We start from the raw sequence: 17,806 nt of genomic DNA on the forward strand, positions 1-17,806 counted from the left end.
GGCAATTATGGCAAAAAAAGCAACGGTCAAATATGAAAACCCTGTTGTGCAGTATCGAGATAATTTACTACTCACAACGATTGGCGATGTGTGGGCTTATTACAAGATTAAACCTTTCCAAATCAATGTCGCCAATGTTGAAGATAAACGCAAATACAAAAATAGTTTTATTGATGTGTTTGAGCGTTTACAAAAATATGATGATGTTGATTTAAAGTTGATTCCAAAAGATATGGACTTAGCTGGTCGTATTCAAGGTACGAGCGATGATTGGGCTGATGACTTGCGAGAAGTTGCCGAGTATTATATCGGTCAAGAAGAAGTCAATTTGTTGGAGAGTGAGTTCAACCCAGCAATCATTGATGAATTTTATATCGGTGTCAAGCTAAAAAATATCAACGTTGGCGATGACTTGAAAGACAAGGTTAGTTTTGTGACTGATTTAGTCATGAAGCGTATTGCAGAAACATTTAGGTATCAGGTCAAATTTGATGATAGTTTCTTTGAACGTTTTAATACCATGAATGAAGATGTATTAAGCATTTTGAAATCAATTGATGCCGAGAAAATGGACGAAGATAGATTAGTCGCCATGCTTGGCTTGCCTTATCATCACGAAAAGGAAAAATCACTTATGGCAATGCGTGATACGGTCTCTGATTTATCACATACAGGTGTGATTAAGCGTATCACTGATGACAAAGAAGATTATTTTACTCATTTGGTTATGAATATGCCAGACAAGATGCAATTTTTATCTGTGTTACCAGAGATACAATCATATAAATTTCCAGTCGAAGTGCATATTAAAATCAATTTTCCACAAAGAGACGGTTGGCGTGGTTTAAAACAACAAACCAAATCATCAAAAGGGAAGTATCGTGATGAATTGCGTGATGCCTTTAATACTGATGAAGACAGTTCAAAACGTAGTGAATTGAATTATAAATTGGCGAAGAATTTGGTTAATGTTCTTGATGATAAAAATGGGTTTCTCCAGTGGTCAGTTATTCTTGTGGTTCGAGATGAAAATGTGAAAGAGTTAAAAAAGAAAGTCAATAAACTCAAAACACGTTTAAAGACTTTTGAGCGGGATATTGAGTTGTATCAACCAAGTTTCAATCAAGAACAATTATTGTATCAAACATTGCCAGCGGTTAATTTGGGGGTATTCAAACAATGGCGACAATACACGACTGTACCAGCACTAGCGGAGTTGATGTTTGGCACTAGTCAAGCTTTAGGGTCACACACAGGTTTCTATGTGGGACGTGTTTTGAGCTTAGATAAGTTTGAGACTATCCAACAAGCGGTGGCATCTTCCAGACTATTATTACTACTTAATTTAGTGATTACCAACAAAGGCATCAAAGGGGCTAAAACAGATAGTCCCCACCTTGCATTATCGGGCGATACCGGACAAGGGAAGTCATTTTTGTTTAAATTATTGTTGCTTCACATGGCAATGTTTAATGTCAAGATTTTATATATTGATCCCAAGCAAGAAATACACCGTTGGTTTATGCGAGCATTGGAAACCGAGAAAAACCCTTACTTTCGTAAGTTGATTAGCTCGTTTCATTTTGTCACTTTAAATGCCAATGATAGAAATAATTTAGGGGTGCTTGACCCAATTTTAACTTTGAATGAGCAGAGTACCGAAGATGATATACCTGATGTGTTGACATTGGTTAAAGAGATGTTGGTTCAAATCAGACCAATTTCACAAGATATTCAATTAGAGACAGCGCTTAATCGTTCGATTAGTAAAGTTTGTGCGATGCGTATTCAAGGCGAAAAGGTTGGCACTTCAACAGTCTTTGATGAGTTAGCTAAAGGTTCGCAGGCAGAAAAAGATTTATCTGATTTCTACCAAAGTATTGTCCCAAAGACGATGTTGCGCCTAGCTTTTAGTGACGGTTCAACAGATAGTTTGCAGTTCAATGGCCAACGTACAATCTTAGAAGTTACTGGTTTGCAATTACCTACTGCTAAACAAGATAGCCGTACTTATACTGAAACACAAAAGTATTCAATGGCTTTGATGTTGGCATTAGGTAAGTATTTGGAAAAGTTTGGTCGAGCCAACCCAGATGAGTTTAGTTTGGAAATGATTGATGAAGCATGGATATTTACGACTTCACAGGCAGGTAAAAATGTGTTTGATAGCATCAAGCGATTAGGACGTTCTGAAAACAATGCTGTTTTTTACGCCACACAACGTGTCAAAGATAGTGATGATGAAGAAAGTATCGGACAATATGGTCAATTGTTTGCCTTTGATAGTTCTGATGACCGTGAAAATATTTTGAAACAATTCAATCTGCCAGTGACAAAATCAAATATTGAAATGCTAGCTAACCTTAAAAAGGGGCAATGTTTGTTTCGGGATATTTATGGTCGAGTTGGTAAAGTGGTTATTCACTCACTCTTTGATGAATGGACGGCTGCGTTAAAGACAGTTAACTCAAATGAGAGTGCCAAGTTAGAAGAAAAGTATGCTTAGAAAGTAGGACAGTATGGGAAAATTTATTTTGTTTTTGATCTTTGGTTTTGGTATTACCTTTTTGTATGTACGCCACAATCGAGATTTTGAAGCGTTAGATGATTTGGGTAAGGCGATTTATAAGACCAAAGACTTAGGGTTTACGATGCCACAAGCTAGTGATTTGTCAAAAGATATTCAAGACAAAACTGGTGTGATTACTGGTAACACAGTGACATCTTTTGATAAAAAGCAACTTACTCTAAAGATTGAAGCTAGCGATTATACAATCATAGTTATTTTGGATAAAAAGCGAGATGTGGTGCGCTTTGATGTTAAGAATAGGGGTAAGGTTGATGACTAAAGTTAATGTTAAAATGGCAGATTTACAGCCAATGTCTTTGGGTTATGAAGAAGGACAAGATGTAACCAGAGAAGTTCTACACAGAGCAGAAAAAGCTTATCAGTATTTTCATAATAAGTATTTGGCATTGGTGGCATCAGGGGTTGAGCCAGAATTGCGAGACCTGTTGATTGGTCATGATGCTTCATTGGAAGACTTTGTTGGCAGAGTGAGACAGGTTGTCAAGTCAGGTTATTATTATGACAGTATGGGTGTGTTTGGTGTTTATTTAGAATATAACGATACCTATGCTGAATTAAGAGATTATTTGAATAGTCGGGGGTAAATATATGTCTAGTCCTTTTAAAAAATATCGCATGACCCGAAAAAATGTGTTGTTATTGGCGCAAGCACTTATCAATGTTCATGGGAAAATTACTTGGCAAGATTACGCTAGTGATAGCCCTTATCCCGACCAGCACAGTCTTACTTTGAATGAAATTAAGGGCAGTCCTGAAAAATTTGAACGATTTAGAAATGAGTTTACGCATCAAATGTATAGTAATGTTATCAATGATGAGATGCAAAGATTGGAGAGTGAAAGGTAATGTTTGGTTTAACAGTTGATGATTTTAAGATTCTGTACTTTCCAAAAAATTTAGAGAATGGTGTGATTACAGATGATGTGGTTAAGAACGCAAAACATTGTTCTGATACCTTTCATGATTATCTAGTTAATAATCGTTTTTTTTCGAGTGTGTCCTGTTTTAGAGTTTATGATAATGTTTTGTTTGGTTTTTATAAGCAGGCTGAAAGATGTTTGAAGTCAGGTAAGACACATTTTTCAAACATTGAAGTTGAGTTTAGTTTAATGGTTGGTGCTTGTTTAACGTGTCGTAACTTTCTATCGGGGAATTGATAAGGTGGTGTGATGTTTAAAACAATTAAATATAGTGATCAATATTTAGCAAAGACTTTATTTAAAAGGACCTTACTTTTTATTTGGTTTCGAGTCACAGTTTGTTTTGGTTTTTGGTATTTGTCTATTTTCCAACGATTGATGCAAGGACAATATAGTTGGTGGTATCTGTTACCTATTGTGTTAAGTATTTTGTTGACTAGTTTGGTTGGCTGGGGCGTGTTTTGGTTTTACAAGAACTATGCGCCAGAACATTCTGACTTTATTTCAAAGTACCTGAAAACAGTTGAATTGCGCCAGATGATAAGCTTGTTGATTGTCTCTAAAGGTTTTTTTGATACTGCTAGTGATGACAATGGGACATTCATAGCTTATTTTCCAAAATTGAAATTAAAGGTATTACACAAAACAGGTGAACTGATTTTACAAGAGCCAGTAGACGGTCAGAAATACATGGAAAGTTTTTCTAAAAATGAGTTTGATAATGTGGTTGAAACAGCGTTACTTGCTGATAGACAGACAACTGAATTTAGTAAGAATAAAATGGTTAGTACCTTTGCTTTTGACCCAATTAAATTTAGACGACAGTTAAAAGAATTGAAGCCTAAAAAAGGGTTATTGCAGATTTCAAAAGGTATTGATTGGAAATATGATACTTTCTACAATGCTTTAATATCAGGTAACGTTGGTACTGGTAAATCGTATACCATGTTTGCGATTATTGGACAGTTGTTACAGGTTACTAAGTATGTTGATATTATCGACCCAAAACGGTCTGACTTGGCTAGTTTGAAGTATGTGGATGAATTAAAGGGACGTGTTCACAGTACGGCATCTGAAATTAACAATGCCGTGATTAAGTATTATCAGTTGATGATGAAGCGTGCAGAGCGTATGGAAGAATTAAAGGAATCAGGTCAGATTGGTACTTATAAAGACTTCGGTTTTGAGCCTTGCTTTTTAATTTTTGATGAGTTTGGGGCGTTTGTTGAAATGAATGATAGGTTAGCTTATGATGATCCAATCAAAGCAAGCTATGACACAGCAATGTCTAATTTGAATGAGATAGCGATGTTAGGACGTGAACTTGGTTTTTATATTTTGATTGGTATGCAGAGACCCGATGCTGGTTCTTTGCCAATGGCAGTACGTAACCAATTGAATATGCGTATTAACATGGGTGTACCAACACCAGAAATTGAAAAAATGGTATTCCCTGATAATGAAAAACAATTACGTCCTTTGTCATCACATTTGAAAGGGTGGGGCTTTATTAAGATTGGGGATAGTCAAGTTAGGTCATTCTTTGCACCAGAAGTACCAAAAGATTTTAATTTACATGAGTACATGCGTGAAAATATTGCAAAATACCAAGTAAAGCGAAATAAAAAATAAATGACTATCAAAAAAAGCAGTTTATAGTAAACTGCTTCATGCTGATCAATTTGTATATATTAGGTAGATTGTAAAATTAAACCGAACACTTGAATAAAAAAGCCGCAGCGCCTTTAATGGTAATTGCCTAAAACAACCATAAAGGAACTGCGACTCATGACTAGTTTATCATCTCAAGAACGCACTGTCATTCAAACTTTACTCGAATTGAATTATTCTGTTCGTGCCATTGCGCGCTTTATTAAACGCTCTCCTTCAACCGTTTCGATTGAAATTCATCAAGTTACACCCTATAAAGCTGAGATTGCTCATGCGTTGGCATTGAAAAAACGTCATCTACGTGGTCGTCATGACACGCTAACACCAGCTATCGCTGTCTTTTTGAATCACCACATTGGTATATTGAAGTGGTCACCAGAAACCGCTGCGCATGTTTTAGGGTTACCTTTCAAAACGATTTATAATTGGCTCAATGCTGGTCGACTCAAACTATCATTGGCTGATTTACCTGACAAAGGTATCCGTCAAAAGCGTCAATCTGATGGTAGACGACAAGTATTTGTGCATGGTCGTTCGATTGAAACGAGACCTGAAAGTGTGAAAGCACGACAAACCTTTGGACATTTTGAAGTTGACACCATGCAATCGGGTAAAAGACGTGGCGATGTGCTGGTGACAATTACTGAAAGACTAAGCCGGCAACATATCGTGAGACAGGTCACTGGGCGAAATAGTCAGGCAGTGACACCAGTCTTAATTCGTTTTTTTCAAGGGATCAAAAATGCCAAGTCAATCACTGTGGATCGTGGGCGAGAATTTGCAAAATATAACGAAATCGAGCAAAAACTAGGCATTCCAGTCTATTTTGCGCACCCATATTCACCAGAAGAACGTGGGAGTAATGAGATATTAAATCGATACGTTCGTCGTTTTATACCGAAAGAACGCAAAATTGAAACAGTTAGCGCCAAAGAATTAGATCAAATTAATCATTGGATCAATGCGAGACCAATGAAAACACTCAACTGGCAATCACCACGAAAGGTTTTTCAGCAGTTTGCAGTGTTCGGTTAATTCTTGCAATCTACCATTAGTCTATTTAATTAAATAATAATCATCATTGTACAGGGTACACAACGTGAAAATTTTCAAGAACCATTTTAGCATCTTGCTCTTTGAACACAAGCCCTTCTAATTGGTATTCGTTGACAAAAAATTCATTATGAACATGACGCCAGTATTCTAGGCTTCGGTCTCCTTCGCCTTCAAGATAGGCATGTTTTTCGCTTACGTCTAGGTAGTTTTTAATCTCAACATTATCATTTTGTATGACACAAATTGCTTGATTTTCACTGTCTAACACCACATCATAGGCACCTAGTTGCGGTAGAGGTTCATCTTTTTCGTATAAGTCTAGTGAACTTGTGGTCGCTGTTTTTTGACCATTTATGACCAAATCTGCCAGTTCATCGGCGAAGACACCAAATTGAAAAGCTGATTGCATTTTTGCGTCGTGGGGTACACTATTAGATTCTTGTGCTTTCTTAAAAAGTTCATTTGGTGTCATTTTTTATTCCTCATTTTTTAGAAATTATCTTAATACCTAATTAATTGTATCACTTTGTAATTTTTGTTCAGGCAATAATTTTTAAAAATTATATTATAGATTGTTTTGATTATTGCGTTAGTAAATAATTGGTCTAAATTTAATCGACTTGTGAAATTTAAAAACTGATGTGATGAAATAGGCGTTTTAAGGACTTTGTGAAAGGTTTTGAAAATGACCTATTTTTTAGTGCTTAGAAACGTTGATATACCGTTACTTTGTATAGCGTAGCTTATGTAAACCTTGATTGGTATAGCTATTTTTAGTAGGTTTTAGTCATTTCAACGAAATTGTATGTTGAACCGTTTGTTTTTTGTTCGTAGTGTCTTGATATTTTAAATCCAGCTTTTTGATACACTTTTTGCGCTCGAACATTAAATTGTGCAACGTCTAGGATAATCTCTGTTACATAAAACTTAGATGTTGAAAAATTGATTATTAAATTCAAAAAATCAATACCTTTACCTTTCCCTGTGCTTGCGGGGTTCATACCCAAACCTATTTCATATTTTCCTTTATTTTCGTCTTCAGGTTCAATAACAAAAAAACCAATTAGATCATTGTTGTTAGTTATTTGATAGTAATTATTTTGTCTAAGTGTGGGGTCGATTAATTCTTCATAGTCTTCGATATCATTTTGCATATCGTAAAAATCGTATGGCGCATCATAGTGCCATTCATTTGCTATTTTAAGTGCATTTTCTTGGGATAGTTTTGTAATTGTTTGAGTCATCACTGTTCCTTTTATTAAGTGTTTTTAATTTATAGTTTACCATTCAGAGTAACTTTGGTGTTAATAGAATGGTTTAAGGAGAAAAATGTATGGAATATCACGCAAGAAGTCCAACACTTAGCATCTGTGTTTGGCTTTGTTGTTAATTAAATATTTGTAGTTTAAAAAGAAAAAGTAGGTAAAAATTATGGTTTTAGAAGTTAAAAAAATTCAATCTTTGTCCGCTCAATCAATTGAAGATTTGAAGGCAATTGAAAAGATAGGTGGACTTGAACACCTTGCTCAACTAAGTGATGAACTTAAAAAGGCAGTGGCAGATGAAGAACAGCTACGTGCTGTTAGTCCAATGCTGCCGCCTTACTTTGCTGAACTACGCAAGAACTTAGGTTTCTTGCTTGGTACGGCTAAGTCCTTGCAGACACACGGTGTCAATCGTACAAAGGACATTGAGGGTCTTTTGGATCAATTGTCACATATCAAGTAAGAACCTATTGTTAAAGCTCTAGACTTTTATGGCAAATGTCCTGTAAGAGACCGGGGCTTTATGTACATAGTGACTTTAGTTTTGGCGTGGCTCGTAGCGACCAGCGGAGAGACAGTGCCACGCCTTGCCCCAACGCGAAGCGTTAAGGGGGCAAGGTGCGTGGTCGCGGTTAAGCACACACGACCAGTGTGTGTCAGCGACTGGCACATGCGCCAAAAATAAAGTCACCAAAAAGGCTTTAACCCCCAGTTACTAACAGGGGGGTTAAACCGGTAAAAACGCTGAAAGCGTCAACCCAATATGGGGAACAAACGCCGGTATGAAGCCATTTAGAATAAAAAACAAAAATTGCGGGTTGAAACCACCAAAACCGCAATTTTGAGAAAGGAAAGCCGACATGATAACGATTAACAATGAGCCAACAGCTTATACAACTATATTTCTAGGAACAACACAACATAGCTTACGGTTATCGTTGGAAATACTTATCATGGTTGGTATGAAATTGAATGATGAAATTATTGAGACTTATAACGTGACCGTATCAGCTATTGAGTTAGGTTATTTGCCTAACATCGGTAGTGAGATTGCGATTGATGAAATTACTGGTAGTGAGTTATCGGGCTTTAAAGCAAAACTAACTGCGCCTGATGCAAAAATACAAAACACGGTTTCAACTGATTTGAAAAAATTAGTTGATTTAAAAAATGTTGGTCAATACCAACTACTGAAAAGGAAAAAGATTATGACACCAAATTTGAACGCACCAAAATTAACAAATGATAATTTGATATTGATACGCCAATTGCTTGGGGTAACACAACCAGAATTAGCAAAAAAGATTGGTGTTAGTGAAAGAACTGTTTGGGGTATAGAAAATGGTAGTCAAAAAATATCGGATAAGTTTGTCGATAAGTTGCTGGTGGCATATCCAGAATTTGCTGAAAGCATCGAAGTACAATTTGATTGGGTTTCATTGACATTCCCAGATTTAACTTCAAAGCAAGTTATCGCTGATGTGTTAAGGCTACAAGAAAATCTGTTTTTGGAACGTCCTACCTCTCAAAACTTTTATACTCGTGAAATGTCATTTGCTGGCGAAAAGAACATTTATATACAAGACTTTGCCCCAGTGAAAAACCTAGAAACACAAGCTGTGGATCAAAAATTTGGGACAACACTTTATTTAACTGGTAAAGGCACACGGTTGTTTGAAAAGGCTTTGTTAGAGCAAAATATGAATTGGCGTGATTTTTTTGAAAAGGCAAGGTTATATCGGGGGCATCTAACACGTTTAGATATTGCAATCAATGATAAATGGGGCTTATTGAGCATGAATGACCTTGTTAAAGCCGTACAAGAAAAACGTTTTTGGAGCAAATCAAAGTCTTATGCGGTGCATGGCAACGTCGATGACGGCTGGACGGTCGATTTTGGTAAGTCGCCCTTTGTTATCCGTGCCTATGACAAACACAAAGAACAAGCAAATAAGGGCTATGATACTGATGTAAAAACTCGTGTGGAATTGGAATTACATCAAGATAAAGCAGAATATGTCCTTGATGAATGGCTTAACAATGATGAAAAATTAGTTGATATAACTTTTGATATTCTATATACCTATTTGTGGTTTACTAATGGCAAAATTGAAGCCCAACAATTGAAAGCAGATAAGGTACGTGATGAGATTGAAGCAACGATTGAGCCGATGCCTGCTTGGTCGTTATTAACTGCTTTGGGTAAGAAAATGAAATTTGTTAGAGAACCAAAAAAGCAAAGTGTAGAACGTATTGAAAAATGGGTCTTACAGTCGGTTGTGCCTAGTCTAGCAGTACTAAAGAAAACAGGACATTGGCATGACATTATTGAAGCAATCAATACTGTTGAGCTTTCTGCCGAACATGAAAAACTAGTTATGGCAACTACTAAGAATGCGATAACACAGGCAAGTAAGCATTTAAATATCAACTTTGAAAAACCAACAAAAAAATATAACGAAGATAACGAACAAGGAAAGGGGGCATGACAATGTATAAAGCAGTTGGTTGGCATTCACAAAATGAGTATATGGCTGGCAATAGTCTTGCTGATGTGATGCGCAAGTTACAAAAAGAGTACCCAGCACCTAGACGAACTTCTAGGGGTTTGAGTACCCAACAAATTTATAGTGAGCCATTACGAATTATTGATGAAACTGGCAAAGATAAACAGTATTTACCCTAAAAAATATAGAGTGTTTAACTATTGACTAAGGGAACAAGTGTTCGTATAATGGTTATAGTAAATAAAAACCGACTGGAGCTGTGAGCTATGAACCAAATTGATGCTGTCATTGGGGATATTAAAGAAATGTTTGCTAAGCAACCCAACACAATATATGAAGTGCGAGTTGTAGACCAAATCTACTCAAAAAAGGTCAATATATTTTTTGAATGGTATAAGATTGGCAAGGCTACACGGTCGCAACAAATAGCGCAATTTGATAGTACCTACACAGAAAGAATACCAGAAATCATCAAAAAAATTCGTAAAGAAACAGGTTTGACGGTTCGTACAAATATATATGACTAGTCACAAAATGAGTTAGTGCTTAACAGTTACTAGCTCTTTTTTTGCATTCAAAAATGAAAGGAATAAATAAGATGCCAACAAAAATATGGTTAAAACCAGAACAATTAGAGCTGTATATTAAACAGTTAGAACGATTTAGAGACTTATACAGTCAATTAGACCAAACGTTAGAAAGCGATAGACAAGGCTTTCAATTCAAGGCAGGTGCGCCTAACTTTCAAACAACTTTAAGCGTATCAATGCAACTCCAAGCTAAAATTAGACAAGCACAATCTCAAACTTACGGAGATGTGCTTTTTTTTAACAAAGAATTAGCATCTAAGGTACAAGATTTGGTTTCAAAATCAATTGATTTAACCTTTGCGTATCGTGATTTAGACTTGTTGATTAAGGGAACTGATCGCAATACTGAGAGTGGCTTAAATAAGATTGAAGAACAGTTGTATCAAGCTAAACGGCAAATAAGAGAAAGAAATCTATAAAAAGATGATGATATTATCTTGAATATATGGCCATGCAATTATGGTATTAATAAGAATGTGTGCCAACATAGTGTACTGCAGTTTTCCAGTGAAACGATATAATAGTCCCAACAATAAGCCAAAAATAAAATAAGGTAATAATACTGATAAATTCTGATGTTGATGAAGTAAAGAAAAAACAATTGCGCTTAGGATAACATCAAATCCGAATTTAGAATTTTTGAAATAGAAGTTCATCAATAAACCTCTACACATCAATTCTTCAAAAATTGGTCCCAACAGTGTGATAGCTAACAACTCTAATTGTATTCCTAGTATAGAAGAATTGTTTAACGTGTTTAACAGCTCGGTTTGGTTAGTTGCTACAGAAACAGGAAAAAAATTATGGCTAATTATTGTAAATAAGAAATACAATACCACAACAAGCAAGCTAAGTAGAATTTTAAACAACCTTGGTGCTTCCCATACAACCGAGGTTCTATTTTTATTTCTGAGATAGATCGCTAAAATCATAATGGGAAGAGGGTACAGCATGATATCTGAAAGCAACCAACTTTGATAGCCTGCGTAAAAAGAAAAATTAAAAAATGAAACAGCAAAATTAGTAAGTAGCGGTATTAACCAAACAAAGGATAAAAATATCAATCCGGGGGTGATGAAATTTTGAGATACAGTTCTGAAAGATAGCTTTGTCATTATGATTTGAAATTCCTTGCTTATGAATATAATATTGATTATTATTCTCTAATTGTACTCTTATTAATATCAATGTTAAATAAATTTTAAACTACTATTAATACTGTCTATGCTTATTAATTTATTTTAAGTTGGGATAAAAAATAAAATAATAAGCAACATTGTGAAATGGTAAACTTGTTATAAAGGGTGAATACCTAAACTGAAAATAATCATAATTAAGGAGCAAAAATGTTTTATGAGTGATGAAACAACACAAAGACGCAAACGACAGCCACGGCTGAATGAGAACCAACGTCACATGATAGAATATTTGTGGAATATTGAGAAAATGACACAAGCAGATATCGCAAGACGTTTAGGCTATACACCTTCATCAATACTACGTGAATTACACCGTGGCAATACACTTGATTTCTCACATTTAGATAGACGAACACTGTTGAATATGGACATACACGCACGTATCAAGTATTCGGCACAACGAGGACAATATATTGCTTTGAAAAAGCGCAGTAAAATGGGTACTGGTCTCAAACTGACACCAGAATTAAAAGAAATCATTGAAACTTGGGTTAATGTTGAACATTGGACGCCAGAGCAAATTGCTGGTAATGTGCAAGATGTTGATGTGTCGGCATCTGTTATCAGGTTATGGTCTCGGCAGGGACTTATCAATATTCGTAAACAGAAATATCATCGTCAAAATGGTACACCCAAAGAACGAGCTGTGGCACAAACTAAACGTGATAAAGAACGTGAAATTGCACGACTACGTGAACAATTAAAAAATGACGGAGAATTAGTCCGCCATTCGATATTTGATCGTTCACAAGTTGTGGAAAGTCGTAAACAGTTTGGTCATTGGGAAATTGATTTAGTGTTGCCAGCTAAAATGAATAATCAGCGTTATCAAGATACCACAGCTATTATGACACTTACAGAACGCAAAACTCGTTTCACTGCCTTAATATTAGTCCGCAGTAAGAAGTCTAGTGATATGATAGATGCCTTTAAGTTGTTTTATGAACGATATGGCAAAGCCATACGGACTATCACAGCCGATAATGGTTCTGAATTTATTTCATGGGACTTTTTAGAGTACGTCCAGAAACAACTAAAAATCAAGTTATATTATGCGACACCGTCATCACCACAGCAACGTGGATCCAATGAAAATCGAAATCGTAAGTTACGTGATTGGTATCCTAAAGGCACGTCATTAAAAGACGTGAAGCAACGGCAATTAGATGAAGTGGCTTCAAAAATGAATGCCATGCCACTTAGACAAGCTCTGAATGGAAAACGACCGATGGTAGTCTTTGCACAAGAATATAAAGCCATGCAACGTTACCGTAGAGCTTATGAAAAACGTAAACAACGAATGCTTGAAGAACGCCAAAATCATGAAAAATAAGGCATTAAAATTGATAATAAAGATAATAAACTTTAGACACTAGATGTGTCTTTTTTTTATTGTGCTTAAAATAAAATGATTTGAAAACGGTTTTATTGGTCGAAACATTTGATATAATAGTGAGTAATTAGATTGCTAAAAGCCTTTGTATAGACATTCCAAAATCGTGGACGGTCCGTTTACTTTTAAACACAATCATGTTATTCTTGATGAAGTTGTGCCTTACTTAAAAAATAATCATCGCTTATTTTACACAGAAGTTACTAGTAGATTACCAGAACATTAAACATGTGTTGTTTGGGTTGACATCCGCCTATTCTATTTTAGTTAACATAATATATATTATCAAAAGTAAACAATTTCAAAATAAAATTCCTATCACTACACTATCAGTTGTTCATACAACGCTCGCTTTAAGAAATATACCAATATGAGTAATCAATAAAAGGAATCTAAATGGCAGATTGCAAGAATCATCCGAACACCGCATGTTTCTGAAAGACTTTTCGTGGTGATTGCCAGTTGAGCGTTTTCATTGGCCTGGCATTAATCCAATGATTAATTTGATCTAATTCTTTCTGACTGATGGTTTCAATTTTGCGTTCTTTTGGGATAAAACGACGGACATATCGATTTAGCACTTCATTACTACCACGTTCTTCTGGTGAATATGGGTGTGCAAAATACATCGGTATGCCTAGCTGTTCTTCTATTTCATCATATTTTGCAAACTCTCGACCGTGATCAACTGTAATTGATTTAGCATTTTTTATACCCTTGAAAAACCTAATAATAGCTGGTGTCACTGCCTGACTATTGCGCCCACTGACATGTCTCATGATATGTTGTCGACTCAATCGTTCTGTGATGGTCACTAAAACATCGCCACGTGTTTTACCAGATTGCATCGTATCAACTTCAAAATGACCAAATTCTTGTCTTAATTGGACAGCTTTTGGTCGTTTTTCAATTGAACGGCCATGAGCAAAAACACGTCTACGGCCGTCAGATTGACGTTTACGTCGAATACCTTTATCAGGTAAATCTGATAACTTAATTTTAAGCAAACCATGATGAATCCAGTTGTAGATGGTCTTGAAAGCAATGCCCAATACATGAGCAGCCGTTTCTGGTGACCACTTCAAGATACCAATGTGATGGTTCAAAAAAGCTGATATTTCAGGTGTTAGGGTCGGATGGCGACCGTGTTTGTGCCGATTACACTGGGCTAAATGATGAGCCTGTTGTGCATTGTATGGTTTAATTCGATTTAACTCGTAGGTAATAGTTGCAGGAGAACGCTTTAAGAAACGGGCTATTTCTCGAGTTGAATGATTAAGTTTGATCATTGTTTCAATGACAGAACGTTCGTGAGCTGATAAACTAGAAGACATAAGCTGCAGATCCTTTATGGTTGATTTTAGTCAATTACCATTAAAGTCTCTGCAGTTTTTTTATGCAAGGTGTTCGGTTTAATTTTACAATCTGCCTTATATACTAATGAAAAGTTTTCAATAGATTAACAGTAATAGGTGCTGAAGAGTTCCAGCCTCTACTAAAACATATAACCCTAATGAAGCATACACGATTAACTGAACTAAATCGCCTTGTTTATCAAAAAATGCCTTTACGATTGGTACGTTTACCAACTTATATGCTGCCACAATCACAGCCGTCAAGATAATAATAAACAGGACTAAAATGATCGGTAAGACTTGAAAATTTAGCATCGTGAAATATGGTATATATAGTGCCATGTTATCGGCGCCACAAGCAGAAAAAGTGATTACCAACACGTTCCAAAGAATAGCGTCTGGTTTAATTATCTTTAATTTTTCTTCTATCTCTTCCACTTCGTCTTCCTTACTAAAATACCCCTTTACTCCGATTATGATCGGAATAATACCCAACAATCCAAGAAGCTATTCTTCCGGAACTTGCTGGAATACAAGCGCAATAATAATTGAAGTAAGTACCAGTAATCCATTTCCTAAGTACGCGCCTAAAACAACTAATTTCGTATCTTGTTTTGTACTATATTTTCCAAAGAGCAAGAGTAGAACAACAAAATAATCCGTAGTTGTCCCTATATAAGAAAAAATTGCGGTCAATACATCTTTCAACATAAGAGTCTCCTAATTAATACATGAATTTATTTTCATGTATAGATAGTAACATACTTACTGGATTTTACAAATTTTTATTATGCTATCAAAAAAAGAAACCATAAAATTTGGTTTCTTTTTTTGATAGCATCATTCACGCATATGTCCCCACCACTTGGGCAGTAATTCTTTCAAGGTCACAGACTCTCTATTGTCATAATCTACCATAATTTCAGTATTTGCGTTTTCTGAAGAAAGTTGCATTAAAAATTCACGGCAAACGCCACATGGCATACCCGTAATACCGACTGGAGCCTCATCTCTAAAAGCAATTAGTCTCTTTATTTTAGTTTGATCGCTATTTAAATACATATTCAACGCAGCTGTTCTCTCGGCACAAAGGTTCATCGTTCCATAAGCCTTCAATACAAAATCCAGTATATATATCGCCATTTTCTGCCTCCAAGGCACTAACAACATGATGCGCATAAATAAATTCATTCACTTCTGTCGGACGATACTGTTTTTTAGCAGCTTCATATAGCTTTTGCCAAATGTCCATTTTATCATACCACTTAACATTACTGAGGATATTATAACACATGCCAAAGAATTGAATTAAAGTCACACATATACTCATATGATAAATATGTGCTGCCTTCAAATTCGCAAAATCTTTTGTTTTAGTAATTCACTCGTTTGAGTAATGATATAATGGTCTAAATAAATAACGAAATTCAGGTCATAAAATAAATAACTGTGAAATATGCCGAAGAATAAAAATGATTGAAGAAGGCACTAATCCCTACTTTGTTGCTGAACTAGAAACAGGGTATATTGTTATTGGTGATCATCAATATTTTGAAGGATATACTTTGTTTTTGTCTAAAAAACACGTAACCGAGCTACATCATTTACAAACAGATTTCAAGCACAAATTTTTGGAAGAAATGTGTCTCGTTAACGAAGCCGTTGCGTTAGCTTTTGACGCTGAAAAAATGAATTGTGAACTACTTGGTAACGGCGACGCACACGTCCATTGGCACTTATTCCCTAGACACAAAAATGATACGCCAACACCTGGGCCAGTTTGGTGGTTAAACAGGAAAATCATGTTCAACGAAAACAACTGCCCAACACAAGAAAAACTTACGCAACTAAGAAACAAGCTATCTAGGGAATTAAAAAAATTACAAAAAATTAGTTCTTCGTAAAATGATATAAAAAAATTTCGACTTTGCTTAAATAGCAAGTTTATACAATACCTTCTTTTTAGAACATGTTTTAATAATACACATGGAAAATTTTGCAAAGAAGGAAAAATTAAAAATGAAAATGAAGTGTGTTGTAATAGTCGATCCTGAACTGCCAATTGGTCTTGTTGCCAATACAGCAAGCATATTAGGTTGTTCATTAGGGAAAGCGCATCCTGAAATCAACGGAGAAGATACTTTTGATAAAAATGATCAATTTTACCCTGGTATTGTTAATATCCCGATTCCTATTTTAAAAGCTGATTCAAATAAAATTAACGAAATTCACCGTCAAGCAAACCAGTATGAAGGAATTGAGGTTATTTCGTTTGTGGACGTAGCACAACGAGTCAATAATTATGAAGAATATAAAGCAAAGCTCAAGCAGAGTACAGATGCGGATCTTAACTTTTTGGGAATTTGTTTATATGGCAGTGAAAAGAAAGTCAATCATTTTAGCGGCAGCTTACCAATGTTAAGATAATTGTAATTGATATTTTTTTGGTGAAACACCGTGATACTGCTTGAAAAGTTTGTCAAAATGACTTTCATCAAAAAAACCATTTTGATGAGCAATTTCCGACATCGACAAATTTGTATTATCTAACAAGTCCTTCACAGCTCTATTCATACGATAATTCATCAAATATTTTGCTGGTGAGATATGAAAAGCTTCTTTGAACAAACGGGTAAAGTAATACTTACTCAATCCTGATATGTTAGCTAGTGTCTCAACATTACATTCACTATGAAAATTATTAGAAATGTAATGTTGAACACTTTCGAATCGTCTAGTCTCCATATTTTCTGCTGAATTCGCGGTCCGAAAAGATGATATTTTTTCATTATCGAGTACATTAATAATTTTCGTCAATATATCCGTAGGAGACGGTTCATATATAGCAGAATCCACAATCATTTTAACCTGCTGCATTTGTCTGCTAGTTAATTTAATTGTCATCGGTTGATTAAACTGATATTCAAGTGCATTCGATTCTATATATAGCATCGTGTAACGCCAGTTCACTATGTCCATTGGCTGACACCAATGGACTAACTGGCTAGGAATAATGACCAAAGTATTCTTCTTAATGTGTCTCACTTTATCAACATTTGCAATACAACTGCCACCTTCAACAATACCAATCGATAAAAAATCATGATATTGATATCTTGCAGTTTGAATTTCGTGTGCGCATCTTTTTATAATTAGGCTCTGATTTACAAGGCTTCTACTGTAATTAATTGTCATACGATATATTATATCCTAACTTCTAGTAATTTAAAAAAGCAGATGACAAGTCTGCTTTTTTAGCT

The 17,806-nt window shown here is 35.4% G+C and carries 20 protein-coding genes and 2 pseudogenes; 15 read left to right on the top strand and 7 right to left on the bottom strand.

Annotated elements, in window-relative coordinates; all coding sequences use genetic code 11:
* Positions 1-7: 7 nt before the first annotated feature.
* The 7 genes from A6B45_RS05425 (at position 8) to A6B45_RS05455 (ending at position 6,216) form a co-directional block, all read left to right on the top strand.
* Positions 8-2,506 carry an ATP-binding protein gene (locus A6B45_RS05425; RefSeq protein ID WP_072613690.1) on the top strand — a complete coding sequence of 833 codons (2,499 nt, stop codon included), beginning with the start codon at positions 8-10 and terminating at the stop codon, positions 2,504-2,506.
* Positions 2,507-2,519: 13 nt separating this feature from the next.
* A complete protein-coding gene (locus A6B45_RS05430; protein ID WP_072613691.1) occupies positions 2,520-2,849 on the top strand; it encodes a hypothetical protein in 330 nt (109 codons plus the stop codon).
* Complete coding sequence (locus tag A6B45_RS05435; protein WP_072613692.1) at positions 2,842-3,174, top strand: hypothetical protein; 333 nt, start codon at positions 2,842-2,844, stop codon at positions 3,172-3,174. Before A6B45_RS05430 ends, A6B45_RS05435 begins: the two co-directional genes overlap by 8 nt.
* A 4-nt stretch (positions 3,175-3,178) precedes the next feature.
* Positions 3,179-3,436 (top strand): hypothetical protein, encoded by a 258-nt coding sequence (locus A6B45_RS05440; RefSeq protein ID WP_072613693.1) that lies wholly within the window; start codon positions 3,179-3,181, stop codon positions 3,434-3,436.
* On the top strand, positions 3,436-3,747 hold the full coding sequence (locus A6B45_RS05445; protein WP_072613694.1) for a hypothetical protein: 312 nt from the start codon (positions 3,436-3,438) through the stop codon (positions 3,745-3,747). The genes A6B45_RS05440 and A6B45_RS05445 overlap by 1 nt, the downstream gene beginning before the upstream one ends.
* Positions 3,748-3,759: 12 nt before the next feature.
* The gene (locus tag A6B45_RS05450) at positions 3,760-5,142 is read left to right on the top strand and encodes a cell division protein FtsK (RefSeq protein ID WP_072613695.1); all 1,383 of its coding nucleotides are present in this window, start codon (positions 3,760-3,762) and stop codon (positions 5,140-5,142) included.
* A 156-nt stretch (positions 5,143-5,298) separates the two neighbouring features.
* Complete coding sequence (locus A6B45_RS05455; RefSeq protein WP_010000411.1) at positions 5,299-6,216, top strand: IS30-like element IS1070 family transposase; 918 nt, start codon at positions 5,299-5,301, stop codon at positions 6,214-6,216.
* A gap of 43 nt (positions 6,217-6,259) precedes the next feature.
* Here A6B45_RS05455 and A6B45_RS05460 read toward each other — a convergent pair whose 3' ends face one another.
* Positions 6,260-6,709 (bottom strand): ASCH domain-containing protein, encoded by a 450-nt coding sequence (locus tag A6B45_RS05460; RefSeq protein ID WP_072613696.1) that lies wholly within the window; start codon positions 6,707-6,709, stop codon positions 6,260-6,262.
* Between the two features lie 301 nt (positions 6,710-7,010).
* Positions 7,011-7,481, bottom strand: a complete 471-nt coding sequence (locus tag A6B45_RS05465) for a GNAT family N-acetyltransferase (protein ID WP_072613697.1) — start codon at positions 7,479-7,481, stop codon at positions 7,011-7,013.
* Positions 7,482-7,668: 187 nt separating this feature from the next.
* On the opposite strand from A6B45_RS05465, the gene A6B45_RS05470 reads away from it, so the two are divergent.
* The 5 genes from A6B45_RS05470 to A6B45_RS05490 all read left to right on the top strand — a co-directional run bounded on the left by A6B45_RS05470 (position 7,669) and on the right by A6B45_RS05490 (position 11,018).
* Complete coding sequence (locus A6B45_RS05470) at positions 7,669-7,965, top strand: hypothetical protein (protein WP_072613698.1); 297 nt, start codon at positions 7,669-7,671, stop codon at positions 7,963-7,965.
* A gap of 397 nt (positions 7,966-8,362) precedes the next feature.
* Positions 8,363-9,991 (top strand): replication initiation factor domain-containing protein, encoded by a 1,629-nt coding sequence (locus A6B45_RS05475; protein ID WP_072613699.1) that lies wholly within the window; start codon positions 8,363-8,365, stop codon positions 9,989-9,991.
* A gap of 2 nt (positions 9,992-9,993) precedes the next feature.
* Complete coding sequence (locus A6B45_RS05480) at positions 9,994-10,188, top strand: hypothetical protein (protein ID WP_072614484.1); 195 nt, start codon at positions 9,994-9,996, stop codon at positions 10,186-10,188.
* 87 nt (positions 10,189-10,275) lie between these two features.
* On the top strand, positions 10,276-10,536 hold the full coding sequence (locus A6B45_RS05485) for a hypothetical protein (protein WP_072613700.1): 261 nt from the start codon (positions 10,276-10,278) through the stop codon (positions 10,534-10,536).
* A gap of 71 nt (positions 10,537-10,607) precedes the next feature.
* A complete protein-coding gene (locus tag A6B45_RS05490; protein ID WP_072613701.1) occupies positions 10,608-11,018 on the top strand; it encodes a hypothetical protein in 411 nt (136 codons plus the stop codon).
* On the opposite strand, the gene A6B45_RS05495 is transcribed toward A6B45_RS05490, so the two are convergent.
* Positions 11,013-11,714, bottom strand: coding sequence for a CPBP family intramembrane glutamic endopeptidase (locus A6B45_RS05495; RefSeq protein WP_072613702.1), 702 nt, complete (start codon positions 11,712-11,714; stop codon positions 11,013-11,015). The genes A6B45_RS05490 and A6B45_RS05495 overlap by 6 nt on opposite strands.
* 238 nt (positions 11,715-11,952) lie before the next feature.
* Here A6B45_RS05495 and A6B45_RS05500 point away from each other — a divergent pair, with 238 nt between their 5' ends.
* Entirely contained in the window at positions 11,953-13,131 is a 1,179-nt protein-coding gene (locus A6B45_RS05500) for an IS30 family transposase (protein ID WP_072613703.1), read from the top strand.
* A gap of 473 nt (positions 13,132-13,604) precedes the next feature.
* On the opposite strand, the gene A6B45_RS05505 is transcribed toward A6B45_RS05500, so the two are convergent.
* From A6B45_RS05505 to A6B45_RS05515, 3 genes and pseudogenes are all read right to left on the bottom strand, one after another.
* Positions 13,605-14,525, bottom strand: a complete 921-nt coding sequence (locus A6B45_RS05505) for an IS30 family transposase (protein WP_012268558.1) — start codon at positions 14,523-14,525, stop codon at positions 13,605-13,607.
* Between the two features lie 117 nt (positions 14,526-14,642).
* Positions 14,643-15,257: pseudogene (locus tag A6B45_RS05510) on the bottom strand (cadmium resistance transporter).
* 129 nt (positions 15,258-15,386) lie between these two features.
* Positions 15,387-15,798 (bottom strand): annotated as a pseudogene (locus A6B45_RS05515) (cytidine deaminase family protein).
* A gap of 220 nt (positions 15,799-16,018) precedes the next feature.
* Between A6B45_RS05515 and A6B45_RS05520 the strand changes: the two are divergent.
* Together A6B45_RS05520 and A6B45_RS05525 are read left to right on the top strand one after the other, a co-directional pair.
* Positions 16,019-16,450: an HIT family protein gene (locus tag A6B45_RS05520; RefSeq protein ID WP_072613704.1), complete on the top strand. Its 432-nt coding sequence runs from the start codon at positions 16,019-16,021 to the stop codon at positions 16,448-16,450.
* 82 nt (positions 16,451-16,532) lie between these two features.
* Entirely contained in the window at positions 16,533-16,973 is a 441-nt protein-coding gene (locus A6B45_RS05525) for a DUF2000 domain-containing protein (protein WP_227005842.1), read from the top strand.
* Here A6B45_RS05525 and A6B45_RS05530 read toward each other — a convergent pair.
* Positions 16,965-17,741, bottom strand: a complete 777-nt coding sequence (locus A6B45_RS05530; protein ID WP_072613706.1) for an AraC family transcriptional regulator — start codon at positions 17,739-17,741, stop codon at positions 16,965-16,967. The genes A6B45_RS05525 and A6B45_RS05530 overlap by 9 nt on opposite strands.
* Between the last annotated feature and the right edge of the window lie 65 nt (positions 17,742-17,806).

This window comes from Leuconostoc suionicum (genome assembly GCF_001891125.1).
GTDB classification, from domain to species: Bacteria; Bacillota; Bacilli; order Lactobacillales; family Lactobacillaceae; genus Leuconostoc; species Leuconostoc suionicum.